This window comes from Arthrobacter sp. NPDC090010 (assembly GCF_044748305.1).
Taxonomy (GTDB): Bacteria; Actinomycetota; Actinomycetes; order Actinomycetales; family Micrococcaceae; genus Arthrobacter_E.
On the sequence record NZ_JBIVFT010000002.1, the window covers coordinates 66,281 to 82,922 of the forward strand.

The 16,642-nt window shown below is 66.9% G+C and carries 12 protein-coding genes; 6 read left to right on the top strand and 6 right to left on the bottom strand.

Going from position 1 to position 16,642, the window contains the following annotated elements:
• Positions 1-5 precede the first annotated feature (5 nt).
• The gene (locus ACIPXZ_RS03120) at positions 6-2,489 is read left to right on the top strand and encodes a DNA topoisomerase (ATP-hydrolyzing) subunit A (RefSeq protein WP_400590675.1); all 2,484 of its coding nucleotides are present in this window, start codon (positions 6-8) and stop codon (positions 2,487-2,489) included.
• A gap of 42 nt (positions 2,490-2,531) precedes the next feature.
• The gene (locus ACIPXZ_RS03125) at positions 2,532-3,050 is read left to right on the top strand and encodes a DinB family protein (RefSeq protein ID WP_400590676.1); all 519 of its coding nucleotides are present in this window, start codon (positions 2,532-2,534) and stop codon (positions 3,048-3,050) included.
• On the opposite strand, the gene ACIPXZ_RS03130 is transcribed toward ACIPXZ_RS03125, so the two are convergent.
• The 4 genes from ACIPXZ_RS03130 to ACIPXZ_RS03145 are packed head-to-tail and all read right to left on the bottom strand — an operon-like array spanning position 3,040 to position 10,090.
• Positions 3,040-4,008 (bottom strand): GNAT family N-acetyltransferase, encoded by a 969-nt coding sequence (locus ACIPXZ_RS03130; RefSeq protein ID WP_400590677.1) that lies wholly within the window; start codon positions 4,006-4,008, stop codon positions 3,040-3,042. The genes ACIPXZ_RS03125 and ACIPXZ_RS03130 overlap by 11 nt on opposite strands.
• 42 nt (positions 4,009-4,050) lie before the next feature.
• Complete coding sequence (gene cydC / locus ACIPXZ_RS03135) at positions 4,051-7,437, bottom strand: thiol reductant ABC exporter subunit CydC (RefSeq protein ID WP_400590678.1); 3,387 nt, start codon at positions 7,435-7,437, stop codon at positions 4,051-4,053.
• Positions 7,438-7,440: 3 nt separating this feature from the next.
• Positions 7,441-8,490 (bottom strand): cytochrome d ubiquinol oxidase subunit II, encoded by a 1,050-nt coding sequence (cydB, locus tag ACIPXZ_RS03140; RefSeq protein ID WP_400590679.1) that lies wholly within the window; start codon positions 8,488-8,490, stop codon positions 7,441-7,443.
• Positions 8,491-8,509: 19 nt separating this feature from the next.
• Entirely contained in the window at positions 8,510-10,090 is a 1,581-nt protein-coding gene (locus tag ACIPXZ_RS03145) for a cytochrome ubiquinol oxidase subunit I (protein WP_400590680.1), read from the bottom strand.
• A 231-nt stretch (positions 10,091-10,321) separates the two neighbouring features.
• On the opposite strand from ACIPXZ_RS03145, the gene ACIPXZ_RS03150 reads away from it, so the two are divergent.
• The 4 genes from ACIPXZ_RS03150 (at position 10,322) to ACIPXZ_RS03165 (ending at position 13,374) form a co-directional block, all read left to right on the top strand.
• Entirely contained in the window at positions 10,322-10,717 is a 396-nt protein-coding gene (locus ACIPXZ_RS03150; RefSeq protein WP_400590681.1) for a BlaI/MecI/CopY family transcriptional regulator, read from the top strand.
• 8 nt (positions 10,718-10,725) lie between these two features.
• Positions 10,726-11,682, top strand: coding sequence for a M56 family metallopeptidase (locus tag ACIPXZ_RS03155; RefSeq protein ID WP_400590682.1), 957 nt, complete (start codon positions 10,726-10,728; stop codon positions 11,680-11,682).
• Positions 11,683-11,819: 137 nt separating this feature from the next.
• Positions 11,820-12,608, top strand: a complete 789-nt coding sequence (locus tag ACIPXZ_RS03160) for an ABC transporter ATP-binding protein (RefSeq protein WP_400590683.1) — start codon at positions 11,820-11,822, stop codon at positions 12,606-12,608.
• Positions 12,601-13,374 (top strand): ABC transporter permease, encoded by a 774-nt coding sequence (locus ACIPXZ_RS03165; protein WP_400590684.1) that lies wholly within the window; start codon positions 12,601-12,603, stop codon positions 13,372-13,374. Before ACIPXZ_RS03160 ends, ACIPXZ_RS03165 begins: the two co-directional genes overlap by 8 nt.
• A gap of 112 nt (positions 13,375-13,486) precedes the next feature.
• Here ACIPXZ_RS03165 and ACIPXZ_RS03170 read toward each other — a convergent pair whose 3' ends face one another.
• Positions 13,487-15,157: an amidohydrolase gene (locus ACIPXZ_RS03170; protein WP_400590685.1), complete on the bottom strand. Its 1,671-nt coding sequence runs from the start codon at positions 15,155-15,157 to the stop codon at positions 13,487-13,489.
• Between the two features lies 1 nt (position 15,158).
• On the bottom strand, positions 15,159-16,469 hold the full coding sequence (locus ACIPXZ_RS03175; protein WP_400590686.1) for an MFS transporter: 1,311 nt from the start codon (positions 16,467-16,469) through the stop codon (positions 15,159-15,161).
• Positions 16,470-16,642: the final 173 nt, after the last annotated feature.

Genomic DNA, 16,642 nt, shown 5'->3' on the forward strand with positions numbered 1-16,642 from the left:
CATCCATGGCGCGACGCACCACCACCCGGGGCACTCAGCCCCTTGAACCGTTCACCGAGAACATCGTCGAGATCGACGTCACCACCGAGATGGAGACGTCGTTCCTTGAGTACGCCTATTCGGTGATCTACTCCCGTGCCCTCCCGGACGCCCGCGACGGGCTGAAGCCGGTGCAGCGGCGCATCCTCTACATGATGAGCGATATGGGCCTGCGCCCGGACAAGGGGCATGTCAAGAGCGCCCGCGTCGTCGGCGAGGTGATGGGCAAGCTCCACCCGCACGGTGACACCGCCATCTACGACGCCATGGTGCGCCTGGCCCAGGACTTCTCGCTTCGCCTGCCTCTCGTGGACGGTCACGGCAACTTCGGCTCGCTCGACGACGGCCCCGCGGCCCCTCGCTACACCGAGGCGAGGCCCGCCCCGGCCGCCCTCGCCATGACCGGCCACCTCGACGAAGACGTGGTGGACTTCGTCCCGAACTACGACAACACGATCCAGCAGCCGGAGGTCCTCCCGGCCGCGTTCCCGAATCTGCTGGTCAACGGCGCCTCCGGCATCGCCGTCGGCATGGCGACGAACATGGCCCCCCACAACCTCGGGGAGGTGATCGCAGCGGCCCGGCATCTGCTGGATCACCCCGACGCGGATCTGGACCGGATCATGAAGTTCATCCCCGGACCGGATCTTCCCGGGGGCGGTCGCATCGTGGGGCTGTCCGGCATCCGCGACGCCTACGCCACGGGCCGAGGCAGCTTCAAGACCCAGGCCAAGGTCTCGGTCGAACAGCTCTCCGCCCGCCGCACGGGCCTCGTGGTCACCGAGCTGCCGTACATGGTGGGGCCGGAGAAGGTGATCGAGAAGATCAAGGATGCGGTCAACGCCAAGAAGCTGGCGGGCATCAGCGATCTCGTCGACCTGACTGACCGCACGAACGGTCTGCGCCTGGTCATCGAGCTGAAGAACGGTTTCAACCCGCAGGCCGTGCTCCAGCAGCTCTATCGGCTGACTCCGCTGGAGGATTCCTTCGGCATCAACAACGTCACGCTCGTCGACGGCCAGCCGCGCACGCTGGGACTCCTGGAACTGCTTCACGTCTACCTGGGCCATCGTCTTGACGTGGTCCGGCGCCGCACCGCGTTCCGGCTGGGCAAGAAGAAGGATCGCCTCCATCTGGTGGAGGGTCTGCTCATCGCGATCGTGGACATCGACGAGGTCATCCAGATCATCCGCTCCAGCGACGAGGCCGCAGTGGCCCGCGAGCGGCTCATGTCGATCTACGACCTCTCCGAGGCACAGGCCAACTACATCCTGGAGCTGCGTCTCCGGCAGCTGACCAAGTACTCCCTCATCGAGCTGGAGAAGGAACGCGACGAACTGCGCCGCGAGATCGCCGAGCTGGAGGAGATCCTCGGCTCCGATGCCAGGCTGCGCCAGGTGGTCTCCGACGAACTCGCCGAAGTGGCCGAACGGCACGGGACGCCGCGACGCACGGTTCTCCTGGAGAAGGACGACGCTCCTGCGGCAAAGGCTCTTCCGGCGGCCACCGGACGCAAGAACGCTGCCCAGCAACTGCCTTTGGAGATCGCCGACGAACCGTGCTGGGTGGTTCTCAGCGCCTCGGGCGTCGTCGCGCGCACCGAATCGGCCGAACCGCTCGCCGATTCCGGTTCCCGTTCCAAGCACGACGTCCTGCTCTCGACGGTCCGCAGCACAGCACGCGGCGAGCTGGGCGCGGTGACCAGCCTGGGCCGGATGCTCCGCGTCCAGGTCGTCGACCTGCCCGTGGTGCCGTTGCCGAACGGTGCTCCCAATCTTTCGACGGCGGTCACGGTCAAGGAATTCCTGCCGCTGCCCAAGGGTGAATCGCTGATCGGAATCGTCCCGCTGAACGAAGTGGTGGCGATGGGCACGGCGCAGGGCGTGGTCAAGCGCATCCAGCCTGACTACCCCCTCAACCGGGAGGACTGGGAAGCCATCACGCTCAAACCCAAGGACCGGGTGCTCTCGGTCATGCCGTCCCCGGAAGAGTCCGAACTCGTGTTCATCGCGCGCTCGGGTCAGCTCTTGCGCATGCCGGCTACCGCCGTTCGGCCACAGGGTCGCCTGGCCGGCGGCATGGCGGGCATCAAGCTGGCCGCCGACGACGAGGCACTCTTCTTCGGCGTCGTCGCCGCAGCCGATGACGCCGCCGTCGTGGTCACCGTGGCCGGTTCCTCCGGCGCCCTGCCGGGCACCAGTCCGGGAGCAGCCAAGGTGAGCGATTTCAGTGAGTTCCCGGCCAAGGGCCGCGCCACGTCCGGTGTCAGGGCGCATCGCTTCCTCAAGGGCGAAGACCGCCTGCTCATCGCCTGGGCCGGACACGGTCCCGCGAAGGCCGGCAGCCCGGCCGGCGTCGCCCGTTCCCTTCCCCAGGAGCATGGGAAGCGCGACGGTTCGGGAGTGCCGCTGAGCCAGTCGGTGGAGCTGATCGGCCCGAGCCTGAGCTGAGGCGTCTCCGGCGGCCGTGACCATTCTGGCTATCCTGAGGCCATGGCTATTGAACCGGATGTCAAAGACTGGACCTGGGTCACCGAACGCCCCTGCCCCGAATGTGCTTTCGACCCCCGAGGAGTCGGCCCCGCTGACGTCGCGGCGGCCGTCCTGGAGCACCCGTCCCGCTGGGACGCCGTGCTGCGCCGTGAAGACTGCGCGGTGCGCCCCTCGGAAGCAGTCTGGTCCCCGTTGGAGTACGCGGCCCACGTCCGGGACGTACTGGAGCTGTTCCGTGAGCGGCTCCATCTCATGGTCCTGAAGGACGGCGCAGCCTTCGACAATTGGGACCAGGACTCCACGGCCGTCGCGAAGGAATACCGCAGCGAGAGCCCCCGGCGGGTGACTCATCAGATTGCCGAGGAGGCGGTCCTGACGGCCAGGGCCTTCCGCGAGGTGCCCCCGGAGACGCTCGAACACCGCGGCCTGCGCAGCAACGGTTCATCCTTCACGGTCACGACGCTCGGCAGCTACTTCCTGCACGATCTGGTTCACCACCTGCACGACGTCACGGGTTGAGCTGGACCAGCTTCTCCCAGACGGGCGCTCGGTTCACCACCCGGTAGTCCAGCCCCTCGTAGAGGGCCAGGGCTCCTGTGCTGTTGCCCGAGTCCACGTCCAGTGCCGCCGTGTCCATGCCGGATGCGGCGAACCGGCGCACCGCCTCGCCGAGAAGGGCCGTGGCCAGTCCACGGCCGCGGTGGTCCGGGTGAACCCCGAGCAGTTCCGTGTACCCCTCAGACCGGCCGTGCATCCGCTTGATCTCCGGGTCGTGGCTGGCGAGGTGGTAGGCGACCATGGCGCCACCGGCACGTTCTCTCAGCACCAGGCTCCAATCCCGCCGGACTTCCGGGTTGCCTACCCGGAAAGCCCATGATTCCTGATTCCGCGGTTCACTCCCCCAATGCGCGGCGAAGGCGGCATTGTGCAGCAGCCGCGCTTCCTCATCGAACTCCGGCGTCCAGGGCAGAAGCTCATATCCGGCCCCGACGACAGTTTCAGGCAGTCCCGGGCCAAGCGGCCGGTGCATCTCATTGAACCAGCGGACGATTTCGAATCCCTCGGACGCGAACAGCCGGCCAGGAGACGCGATGCGCTCGTCGTGTTGAGCACGCACGGCCACCGCGCCGTACCCCTTGCCCGCTCCAATCCGTGCCGCACGTTCCTGCTGCCACCGCAGCAGGCGCCGGCCCACACCACGGCGCTGCCATGCCGCGTCCACGCCGCCCTCCGTACGAACGACCGCGTGTTCCTTCCACGCCGTGACCCGCCCGTGGGCCCTTGGGACTCCGTCGTCGTCCAGCACCAGCACCGCATCGGACGGGTCCTGCTGCGCGAAGAACGCCTCCAGGTCCTCCGCCTTCTCATACCAGTTCTGCCGCTCCTGCTCCGCGATGCGGGCGATCAGCCCTGCCCAGTCCGGAATGTCCTCAGGGCGCGGGGCACGGGCCGTCCAAGGTCGGAAATCAGCACTCATGGGCACAGCCTACTGCCGCACCACTCCGGCGGACGGAACCACTCAGACCCGCTGCGCGACTCTTCCCTGCGACGGCAGAAGCAGTACCTGGTCCAGGAAGGCCAGATCCTCTGCACGGTGCGAGACGAGGAGCAAGGTCTCATCCCGGAGTGATCCCGTGAGATCGGTGAGCAGGGCATCTGCCGCTTCCGAATCCAGATGGGCCGTCGGCTCATCCAGCAGCAGGACGTTCGCACCGGCCAACAGGGTCCTGGCCATCGCCAAACGCTGCCGCTGCCCTCCTGACAGGAAGCTCCCGGACGGACCGATTCTCGTCGCCAGGCCGTCGGGCATCTCTCGCACCGCATCGGCCAGCCCGACCCGTGCGAGGCACGCCCAGAGCTCCTGATCACTCACCTCAGCGCCGGCGTCGACGGCCAGCGTGAGATTGCCCCGGACGGTCGAGTCGAAGACGTGAGACTCCTGCGGACACCACGCGATGCGGCCCCTGATCTCCACCGTGCCGTCCCTGGGCGGAAGGAATCCCATGAGGACGGCCAGCAGCGTGGACTTCCCGCTGCCCGACTCACCGGTCACGGCCAGCGACCGGCCTGCGTGGGCAGCCCCGGCGAGCCCCGCGAAGACGGGGTCTCCGTCCGGCCATGCGGCGCTCAGCCCCGAGAAGGCGACGCCGCTGTCCGACGCCGCGAGGTCCTGTGTCCGGACACCGTGAGCAGTGATCACCGGCTCGGCACTCAGAGCGTCCTCGAGCTTCTCTTCCACGGTCTTCAGTGCCGGACGCAGGCGGGCCGCCGTGAGCTGGGCCAGGAACGGCTCTTGCAGTGCCAGCAGAAGCAGTGCCACCACGGCAGTGCGTTCGGCCATGTCGTGGCCACCGCCCTGCAAGGCGGCCAGAACGACGACGGCGACAGCGCCCAGGGTGCAGACCAGGACCGTCAGCGCCTGGGCAGCACCCTCCGCCCACGCACTGCGGCGGCTGGACGCGACCATGTCCGCGGAAAGCCCGGCGCTCGTGCGCACCACGGCCTCCTCCATCCCATTGCCCCGCAGGTCCTTCCAGGCCTGCAGGGCAGAGGTGACGTGACGCAATAGAGCCGACTTCTGAGCCAGGACCGTGCGACTCGCCTGCCGGTCGGCACGGACTGCCAGCGCGGGTGCCAGCGCCGCACCGAGGAGGCAGACCAGTGCCACGACAGGTGTGGCCCACGGCAGCACGAGGACAGTCGCCACCAGAGCGGCAAGCGCGGTGCCCAGAGCCGTCCAGCGAGGCGCCAGGACGCGTGGCAGCAGGTCCCGGTACTCGTCCACCTGCGCGACGACGGTGTCCAGTGCGTTCTCTCCCTGCATGAGTCGTCTGATGCTGAGCGCTCGTGTCGACAGAGCTTCCCACAGACTGCTCCGCAGGGCGGTCGAGAGCCGGAAGACGACGTCGTGGACCCGCAGGCGCTCGGTGTAGCGCAGCACAGCCCGGCCGATGCCGAAGAACCGGACGCCTACGATCGCGGCCATCAGATAGAGGATCGGGGGCTGGGCGCTCGCGCGGACGATCAGCCAGCCGGAGAGAGCGGCAAGGCAGACTGAGAAGAGCTGAGCCAGCACACTGAGAACGGCCGCGAACCCCAGCCGCCCACGGAACCCCCGGCTGATGCTGGTCCGCGTCCGGATGGCGGCCTCAGGTGCGGCCTCCGTGTGCGGCGGCGGTGCAGCGGCCGTCCCCGTGCCGTGCTCCACTCGTGGCTCCGCATCCGGGACGGCACGTCGGTCGTCCGATGTTCCGAGGCTCGCCGCGGGCCCTGTCCGGACCGCCGGAGCGGGCAGGATGACCGTCTCATCCGCCATGGCGAGGGTCAGCGGATCATGGCTGACCAGCAGCACCGGCATGGTCCGGGACATGTCGCGGATACTGCCCCGCAGGCTACGGGCGTGAGTCTCGTCCAGGTGCGCGGTCGGCTCGTCCAGGACGAGTGCGACGGCACCCGTCGAGCACGCGGCGAAAGCTCGGGCCACAGCGACGCGACGCTGCTCGCCGGGACTGAGCTCGGAAGGATCCCGGTGGAGCAACTCGGACGCGCCGGCCAGTTTCAGGGCGGTGGAGACGCGGTCCGGTGTCGAGTCCTGCCCCAGCCAGGCCTGCAGCTCCTTCTCGACTGTGGAGTGCAGGAACTCGGGATGTTGCGGAGCATAAGCCAGCCGTGGCCGCCCGGTGGCCGAGGGGTGGGCCTGGCCGGGCGTCCACAGCAGTTCGCCTGCGGCGTCGGCCTGCTCGTCCAGGGTGTCGGTCAGCGCTGCGACGAGAGTGCTCTTTCCGCAGCCGCTCGGTCCGCCGAGGGCCACGATCCGGCCGGGCGCCAGGCGCACGGAGAGGGGGCCTATCGCGGTGCCTCGTGCACGATAGTCGACCCGGAGTCCCGAGAGCCGCAGCACGCCGTCGTCCTCCCCGGCAGCGCCATGTGGAGCCGGACGCAGGGCTGGACGCGGAGTCTGAGCGGAGGCGAGCAGCGCATCGGCCTCGGCGAGGGCGAGCTTTCCGTCCTCGCTGGCGTGATAGGCGGAACCGAGAGCCCGCAGCGACTGATAGCACTCCGGGGCGAGGATGAGTGCGAGAAGCCCGGCTTCCAGGGGCATCTGCCCGTGCACGAGCCGCACGCCGATAGTGACCGCGACCAGGGCCACCGAGATCGTCGCGATCAACTCCAGCGCGAGCCCGGAGAGGAACGCCGTGCGCAGGGTGGCCATGGACTGTGCGCGGTGCCGTTCGCCGACGGCGTCGAGCGCCGTTCGCTGCGCCCTGGTGCGCCCCAGGCCCAGGAGGACGGGTAGGCCGCGGACCAGCTCCACCAGGTGGGAGGACAGCACGTCCAGGGCACGGTACGCCTTGACCAGGCTTTCCTGTATGTGGCGACCGATCAGGACCATGAAGAGCGGGATCAGCGGCACGGTGAGGACGATGATCAACGCACTGATCCAGTCGGCCCACAGGATTCTGGCTCCGAGCAGCAGAGGCACTGTCGCGCAATTGACCAGGGCCGGCAGGAACTCGGTGTAGTACTTGTCGAGTTCATCCAGGCGGCGGGTGACCAGCAGGGCGTCCGCTCCCCGGCCTGCGGACGATGCCGGACGGCGCCCGCCCAGCAGCGCGGCCAGCAGGCGTGTCCGTAGGGACTCCTTGACGCCGACGACCGTCGCACGGGCCGTCACCGCCTGTCCCCAGCTGGCCGCACCGCGCAGGACCGCCCCCACGACCCCCTGCATGGTGAGTCCGAGGAGCGCGGACGAGTCGAATCCGCGGTTCCCCGCCAGACCACCGATTCCGGACGCGACCGCCTGGGCCATCAGCACCAGACCGAGCGCGTTCACCGCCCCGAGCAGGCCGAGGAGGTAGAGGGCCGCTCGGGGCGCCGGCGGAAACGGCGATCTTCTCTCAGCCATGGATCAGGACTGTCCTTTGAGCATGCGGGTGACGACGGCGGGAAGAACCGTATGGGAATCAGGGATGTGCGCGGCGCTGATCCGGCGGCGGAAGACCCAGTAGGTCCAGGCCTGGTACGCGATCACCAGGGGCAAGCCGATGCATGCCACCACGGTCATGAGGCCAAGGGTGTAATCGCTCGAGGACGCATTGCTCACTGTGAGATCGAAGGCGGGGTCGAGAGTGGACGGCAGCACCACCGGGTACACGGCGGAGAAGATCGCTGCCGTGCCGCACGCCAGGAAGATTCCCATGGCGAGGAACGCCTTGCCTTCCGAACCCTTCCGGCTCAAGAGCCAGGCGACGACGACCGCCAGAACCGCGAGCACCGTCAGTGTCCAGCTGAACCACTTGCCGTGCAGGAACTGGACGGCAAGCACCCAGGCCGCGATCGGCAGGACTCCGAGAGGCAGCCATCGGGTGAGCCAGGTGCGCGCACGCTGCCTGACCTCCCCATCGGTCTTCAGCATGAGGAAGGCCAGCGCGTGCACCAGGGCGAAGGCGACGACGCCGAGCCCGCCCAGAAGCGCGTACGGCGTGAACCAGGCGAAGGGCCCGCCCACCCGGTCACCGTTGGCGTTGAGCGGCAATCCCGTGGTGCTCAGAGCCAGGGCGGCGCCGACACCGAAGGCCGCGACGAACGAGCCGAGGGCGATCGCCCAGTCCCAACGGGCCCGCCAACGATCGGTGTTGATCTTCCCCCGGTATTCGAAGGCCACTGCACGGAAGATCAGACCGAGCAGCACCAGGGTCAGCGGAAGATACAGCGCGGAGAACAGCGAGGCGTACCACTGTGGGAAAGCGGCGAAGGTGGCGCCGCCGGCGGTCAGAAGCCAGACCTCGTTGCCGTCCCAGACCGGGCCGACCGTGTTGAGCAGAACGCGACGTTCCTTCTCGTTCCGGGCGAAGAGCTTCATGAGCATTCCGACGCCGAGATCGAAACCTTCCAGGAAGAGATAGCCGGTCCAGAGGACCGCGATGGCGATGAACCAGATGGTGGGCAGGAGTTCCATGATCTCGTGACCTCTCTTCTCAGTAGGCGAAGGCCAGGACGTCGGTATCGTCGGGTGACGTGCCGCCGCCGTCGTCGTCCTGGGGAGGATGCGCGAGCTCCGGCATGGCGGACGCCACGCCACCTCTGATGTAGGTGACGAGCAGTTTCACCTCGACCACCATCAGCACGGCGTAAACGGCCGTCAACAGGATGAGCGATGTCAGGATCTCCCCCGCGGAGACACCGGGCGACACAGCGGCGGCAGTGAACATGAACACCGGATCGATGCCGTTCATGTCCGGATTCGGTGCCACGACGAAGGGCTGTCGGCCCATCTCGGTGAAGATCCAGCCCGCGGCGTTCGCTCCGAAGGGGGCCAGGATGCCCAGCACGGCGAGGCGCATGAGCCACCGGCTGGCCGGCACGGTGCCCCGCCGAGTGATCCAGAGAGCGATGACGGCGGCGAGGGCGGCCAGTCCGCCGAAGCCGATCATCATCCGGAAGCCCCAGTAGGTGACCTCCATGACGGGAACGTACTGGATCTCCTTGCCGGCCCGGTCGCCCAGGGTCGGATCGTTCGGGAGATGGGTGCCGTACTTGGCCTGGTACTCAGGCACAAGCGTGTTCACGCCCTTGACCTCGCTGGTGAAATCGCCCTTCGCCAGGAAGGAGAGCAAACCGGGGATTTCGATCACGGCGGTGATGTTGGAGCAGTCCTTGGATCCGAGGTCGCCCACGCTGAGCACGGAGAACTGGGTGCCGTCATGACAGGCCGCCTCTGCGGCGGCCATCTTGAGCGGCTGCTGTTCGAACATCAGCTTGCCCTGCAGATCGCCTGTGATGGAGGTGCCGGCGAAGGAGATGGCCGCCACGATCGCACCGATGCGCAGGGAGCGCAGCCAGACCTTGTGGTCCGCCTTGTCACGGCCTGGCACGGCGGGGGCTTCGCCCACCACCACCCGGCCGTTCTCGTCGACCGTGTCGATGCCGTCGGTCCGGCGCCGCCACAGGTGGTACCACGCAATGCCGAGCAGGAATCCGCCGGCGACCGCGAGGGCACCCATGATGGTGTGGCTGAAGGCCACCAATGCGGTGTTGTTGGTGAAGACCGCCCAGGCGTCGACCATCCGGCCCCGGCCGTTCTCCAGGGTGACACCGACGGGGTGCTGCATCCAGCTGTTCGCGACGATGATGAAGTAGGCGGAGATCACTGACCCGATGACGGCGATCCACAGGCAGGCCAGATGGAGGCCTTTGCGCAATTGCTTCCAGCCGAAGATCCACAGGCCGAGGAAGGTCGACTCCACGAAGAAGGCGAGCAGCGCCTCCATGGCCAGGGGCGCTCCGAACACGTCACCGACGAAGCGGCTGTACTCGCTCCAGGCCATGCCGAACTGGAATTCCTGAACGATGCCGGTGGCGACGCCCATGATGAAGTTGATGAGGAAGAGCTTTCCCCAGAACTTCGTCATGCGCAGGTACTCGACCTTGCCGGTGCGGTACCAGAGCGTTTGCATGAAGGCCACGACCAGCCCGAGGCCGATCGTCAGCGGCACCATCATGAAGTGGTAGACGGTCGTGATGCCGAACTGCCACCGGGCGATTTCCAAAGCGTCCATGGTTTCCCCATCTTTCGCCGACGCCTGACTTCTACGGTTCGTAGAAGAAGTTTCTTCTACAGAGTGTAGAACAGTTTGCCGCGCTCCGCAGTCCCGCGCCGCCACGGGCGAGGAACCTTCTACTGAATGTAGAAAAAGAAGCCGAAACACGATAGATTTATTGCTGCACGCCGAACGGGACCACCCGCCCGGCGGACGATGTCAGCATTACAGAGGAGATGGGCGCTTTCAATGGCAAGCCTCGGGGATCTTGAACGATCCGTCATGGATCTGCTGTGGGCCGAAACGGACGCCACCACGGCCAATGACCTGCGTGACCGGCTGGCCAGCTCCGACGCGGAAAGCGGCGGCAAGGAACTCGCCGTGACCACCGTGCTGACGGTGCTGTCCCGTCTGGAGAAGAAGGGGCTCGTGGTCCGTGAACGCGGCACCCGCCCGCACCGCTACCGCTCCGTCTCGAGTCGGGCGGAACACACGGCAGAGCTCATGCACGAAGTCCTCGGCTCCGACCCGGACCGTGAAGCGGTTCTGGCCCGTTTCGTAGGATCTGTCACCGCTGAGGAAGCGAATGCGCTGCGCCGCCTGCTGAACATCGCGCCGCCGTCGGATTCCTCCCGCGCCGGCTGAGGCATGCGGTGCTGCTCACCGCATGGTCCTTAGCGGCCCTCGCGATCATCCTGGCCTGGCCCGCCCCCGTGCTTTTGGCGCGGAGCGCGTGGACCAGCCGCTCTCCCTTCGCCGCCCTCGTCCTCTGGCAGGCCATCGGCCTGGCCGGAGGCCTCTCCATGATCGGCGCCATGCTCTGCTATGGGCTCGAACCGCTCGGTGACAACCTGGTGTCCGGCCTGCATGCCCTGTTCCTCGTCATGCTGGGCTCCGGGCCCGCCTCGAGTCTCGGCTTCTGGCACGTCGTTGCGCTGTCGACTGCCGGCGCGTTGACGGTCCACCTGCTGTTCACGCTCCTTCTGACCTATGTGCGGATCAGCCGGGAACGGCACCGCCATCGGGAGCTGCTCACGATCCTCAGCCAACCCCATGAAGACCCCGGCACCGTCGTCATCACCCACGCAGCGCCGGTGGCCTATTGCCTGCCTGGCGGAGCCCGCTCCATCACCGTCCTCTCGGACTCACTCATGGAAGCCCTCGACGAGCGCGAACTGACTGCGGTCCTCGCCCATGAAGGCAGCCACTTGAGCCAACGTCATCACCTCCTTCTGTGGGCCTTTGCCGCGTGGCGCGCCGCCTTGCCGTGGCTGCCGACGACGCGGGTTGCGCAACGCGCGGTCAACGAACTGATCGAGATGCTCGCCGACGACGCCGCGCTCAAGGTCAGCGACACCGCCACGCTCGTGCGCGCGGTCGCCACCGTCGCAGACGGACAACAGCCACGGCGAGGGGCTTTGGAAGCTGAGGAGCCATTGGAAGACGACCAGGCTGCGGTCTCCGCCACGACGGTGGCCCGGGTCAAGCGTCTCCTCGCGGGTGCTCCCGCGCTGCCGGCCCCGCAGCGCGCCACGGTTCTCACCGCGTCGGTCCTGCTTCTCCTGGCGCCCACAGCCCTCTTGATCGTGCCGGGCGTCATCCACCTCTGAGCGGGCTCCATGCCTTCCTCCTGAGCGCGAGCTTTGAGTATCCGGCGAACGGCACCGGATACGACGTCGGCTCGTCGTTCCGTCCTTATGCTTGCGCTAGGTAGTGGGCCTAGTTCCAGTTGGGGGTGCAGGATCCGATGAATGCAACACATGAGTCCGCAAGGTCTTCGATGCTGGTGGCCGATCAGCTGCGGATGGCCTACGGCGGCCGGACAGTTGTCGATGGTTTGACGTTCCGCGTGGACCGCGGCGAGATCTTCGGCCTGCTCGGTCCCAACGGGGCCGGGAAGACCACGACGCTCAGCATCATCGAAGGCCTCGTCACTCCCGACGGCGGCAGCGCACAGGTGGATGGCCTCGATGTCCGCCATCATCCTTTCGAGGTGAAGGCCCGCCTCGGAGTTCAGTTGCAGTCCTCCAGCTTCCAGCCGGAACTGAGCGTCGGACAGATCGTGCGGCTGTACGGCGGCCTGTACGGGGTGCGGCTCTCCCATGAGCAGATCCGGCAACGCCTGGGAACCATCGGGCTGGATGGTGAGATCGGCAAGCGCTTCAAGCAGCTCTCCGGCGGTCAGCAGCAACGGCTGGCCCTGCACATCGCGACCATCCACCACCCCGCCCTGTTGCTGTTGGACGAACCGACAGCCGGCCTGGATCCGCAATCGCGACGCGCCCTGTGGCGCAGGATCGAAGGGCTGCGCAGTGACGGGAGCAGTATTCTCCTGACCACCCACTCCATGGAGGAGGCCCAAGCGGTCTGCGATCGGGTGGCGATCATCGATCACGGGGTCCTGATCACCGTGGGCACTCCGGCCCAGCTCATCGACAAACACCGGAACGACCCTGAGGTGCTCGCCGTCGCGCACGGCGAGGTGACCCTCGAAGACGTCTTCATCGGACTGACGGGGAGTGAGATCAATGACTGAGCCGCGAAACACCTCCGGCCGCCCTCCCCTGGGCCTTGTGCTGGGCTCCCTGCTACGCGCCGATGCCACGGTGCTGCTCCGCAGCAGGGTCGCCGTGACCTTGAGCATCGTCCTCCCGATCGTGATCGTGGTGGTCACGACCTTCGGCAAGGCACAATCCCGCCTGGGCGGAGCGCAGCTCATCATCGGACTCGCCCTCACCTTGGGACTGCTCACCTCCTGCCTGCTCGGCTACAGCCTCACGCTCGCGCACGACCGCGAGGTGGGCGTGCTTCAGAGGCTCCGGGTCACTCCGGCACCGACATGGATGATCATGACCAGCCGGATCGTGGTCCAGGTGGCGGTCAACCTGATCGCCTCGACCGTCGTCGTCATCGTCGGCGCGATCCTTCATGGCTTGGTCCTCAGCGGCGGACAGTACGCCTTGGTCGTGGCCATCGCCGCGCTTGGCGCGGCCGTGATGCTCGCGATCGGGCAGGCCCTTGTGGGACTCGTGAAGTCTTCGGCCGCCATCAACGCCATCGGCCGCCTTCTCTTCATCGTCCTCGTACTCCTGGGCGTCCTCGGTGGCACGGGGATTCTCGGCGACACGGTCAAGACCATCTCCCAGTGGTCACCGGTGGGCGCTCTCATGACCCTCTTCTCGGACGTGCTCAATCAGCTGAGCTGGAGCAGCCAGGACGGTCTCGCCCTCGTGGCCTGTCTGGGGTACGTCATCGTCTTCTCCTTCATCGGGATCCGCTGGTTCCGATGGAACACCCAGTGATCACGCGGCTTCCGCTCAATGACGAAGGCCCCGCCGCTTCCGTCCGGAAGCGGCGGGGCCTTCGTTCTCAGGGCAGGGCGGCCCGATCAGCTCCTGGCCGCCCAGAGTCCCCTCATGCCGAACGATGCCGTCGTTCGCCGCCCACCCACGTTTCCAGGACCCGGATTCCCGAGATGTTCTCCGGATCGCAAGTCAGCGGGTCGCCCGCCAGCACGGCGAAGTCCGCGTATTTGCCGCTTTCCAGGGAACCCAGGTCAGACTCCCGGCCGAGTGAGACGGCGGCTTCGACCGTATGGGCCCGCAGGGCGGACAACGCCGAGATCCTGAGGCTGTCCGGGCCCAGCTTGTGGCCCCGGCGGGTCACTCGGGTCACCGCCGTCTGGATCGCCTCCAACGGGATCGGCTCGGCGACCGGGGCGTCCGAGGACAGGGTCATCGCCACCCCCGCTTCTTCAAACTCTCCGAGCGGATTGAACCTCTCCCCCGGCGTTCCGATGGCCTCCTCGACGCCTTCACCCCAATTGAAGTAGTGCTGGGGCTGGTTGACGGGCCGGATGCCGGACGCCGCCATCCGGCCGATCTGCTCCGGCGTCGGCAGCCCGCAGTGCTCGATCCGGTGCCGCGCGTCGTCGTCGGGATTCTCTGCGAGGGCCGCTTCGATCGCCGAGACGACCATCTCGATGGCCGTCGGGGACTGGGCGTGCGTCGCCGTCTGAAGGCCCGCGGCATGAGCCTTCCGGATCAGTTCCGCATACTCCGCCGGCTCGTGATACAGCTGACCGGTTCGGCAAGGGTCGCCCACGTACCCGTCCGGGAAATAGGCCGTCCAGCCGCCCAGGGTCCCGTCCGCATAGAACTTGATCCCTGCGAAGCTCAGATGAGCGTTGCCGAATTGACCGACCATCCCCATTTCCAAGGCCTCGTCCAGCAGGCTTGAGAGAAGGTACATGGAGACCCGCAGCGTGAGACGCCCGGCCTCGGCGAGCCTGAGGTACATGTCGAATTCGCGGCGGGTCACCTGGGCGTCACCGATCGTCGTCACGCCGCCGGCCAGGAAGCGCTGGGTCGCCAGATCGAGCTGCCGCAGGTGTTCCGCGGGCTCATCGGCCAGGTGGAAGTTCGGTCCGTGGTGTCCGATCTTCACCCCATGGACCCCCGTGAGGATGTTGCAGGCTGCGTCGGAGAGTTCGCCTGTCAGCTCGCCGTCGGCATCCCGGAAGAACTCGCCGCCAGCAGGGTTCGGGGTGTCCCGATTCACTCCGTTGACCTCGAAAGTGTATGAGTTGACGACTCCGCCGTGGCCGGAGGCGTTCATCAGGTACACCTCCCGATTCATCGCGACCTGATCGAGTTCGTGCCGCGTCGGATGCCGCTGTTCGGCGAGATTCCGGTGCTCGTAGCCGTAGCCCCGGACCGGGCGGCCTTCCGGAAGCCCGGCGGCCGCGGCGCTCAGCAGCGCCACGATCTCCGGAATGCTGCTCGCCTTCCCAGGGCCGCAGTCCACCCAGGTCATCATCTGCCCGTACATCAGGGGATGTGCGTGGGCGTCGATGAAACCGGGAACGACGACGGCGGAGCCCAGGTCCACGTGCTCGACGGTGAGGCCCGCACGGGCCGCCTCGTCGCGACACTGTTCAGCGGAGCCGACGGCGAGGATCCTGCCGCGGTCGAACAGCATGGCGGTCGCCGTGCTGTCCGCGGCGTCCGCGGTGTGGATGGCGTGGGCCGTCACGATACGCGCGGCGACCTGCTCGGGTCGGTCGAATGCTGTCAGCTTCCTCATGTCAGGAGGCCTCCTTCAGGGTGGGGCGGACAGTGAGGTCCGCGGAATCGGCGTCGGAGTGCTGCGGGGCGAACACCGTGCAGACGGCTGCGATGGCAGCCATGCCGATGAACAGGACGATCACGGACCAGACGTTGCCGGTCCACGCGATCAGCTGCGTCGCGAACCAGGGCGACAGGCCCGCCCAGAGCGCGGCTCCGACGCCATAGGAGAGCGCGATCGAGGTGTAGCGCGCCTGAGGCCGGAACATCTGGGCCAGAATCGCCGCGATGGGGGCATAGGTGGCGCTCATCGCGATCCGGACCAGCGAGGCGAAGAGGAACACCAACGGTTCCGCTCGCCCGGGCATGAGGAGCAGGAACGGCGTGAAGGTCAGGACCGAGGCGACGAGGCCGATGAGCATGATGTTCTTCCGGCCCCAGCGGTCGCCCAGCCAGGCGATGGGCAGGGTGACCACGAACTCCACGAACGAGGCCACGGTCATCGCGTCCAGGATGAACTGCTCACTCAGCGCGATCGGCTGGCCTGTCGCATAGGCGGTCGCGAAGGTGGTCGCCAGGTAATACCCGCCGGTGGAGATGGGGAGCAGGCCGATACCGAGGAGGATGGGGAGCCAATTGGTGCGCAACGCGAACGCCAACGGCATGGACTGTTTGTGTCCTTCGATCTTCTCCTCGAAGACCGGCGACTCCTCCACGCGGTAGCGGACCCACAGTCCCACGGCGATCAGAACGATGGAGAGCAGGAACGGGATCCGCCATCCTCCGTTGACGATGAAATCATCGCCTGCCCGGGCCATGATCGCGAACACGCCCGAGGCCAGGAGCGCTCCGGCCGGATTGCCGAGCTGGGTGAAGCCGCCGTAGAAGGTCTTGGACTTTTCGGGAGCATGCTCCACACTCATCAGGACGGCGCCACCCCATTCACCACCGACGGCGAGCCCCTGCACCGCGCGCAGGACGATCAGCAGGATCGGCGCGAGGATACCGACGTTCTCATAGGTGGGCAGGCAGCCGACCAGCACCGTGGACGCACCCATCAGCAGAAGGGTGATGACCAGGGATACGCGGCGGCCCAGCTTGTCACCGATGTGCCCGAAGATGATGCCACCCAGAGGACGCACCAGGAAGGCCACCGCGAAGGTGGCGAACGCCGCAGCGGTCTCAGCCTGCTGATTGCCGCTGGGGAAGAACAGATGGCCGAAGACGAGCGCGGCGGCCGTCGCATAGACGTAGAAGTCGTACCACTCGATGGTGGTGCCGATGAAAGCTGCGACGCCGGCTCGTCGCGCCTTGCTGTGTGCAATGGTCATGGACCGCTCCTTCGCGGATTCAACGTGAGGATCGGGAATGATCGTATGAGCCCGGAGTAGGTACATCAAGCACAGAACTCCAGAATTGGCCTTGCTCCACTGGTGTTTTGTCAGCACACAAGAGCCAATATCTCAATTTGCCGGTAGAAGGCAGCAGTAGACTGGATTAATGA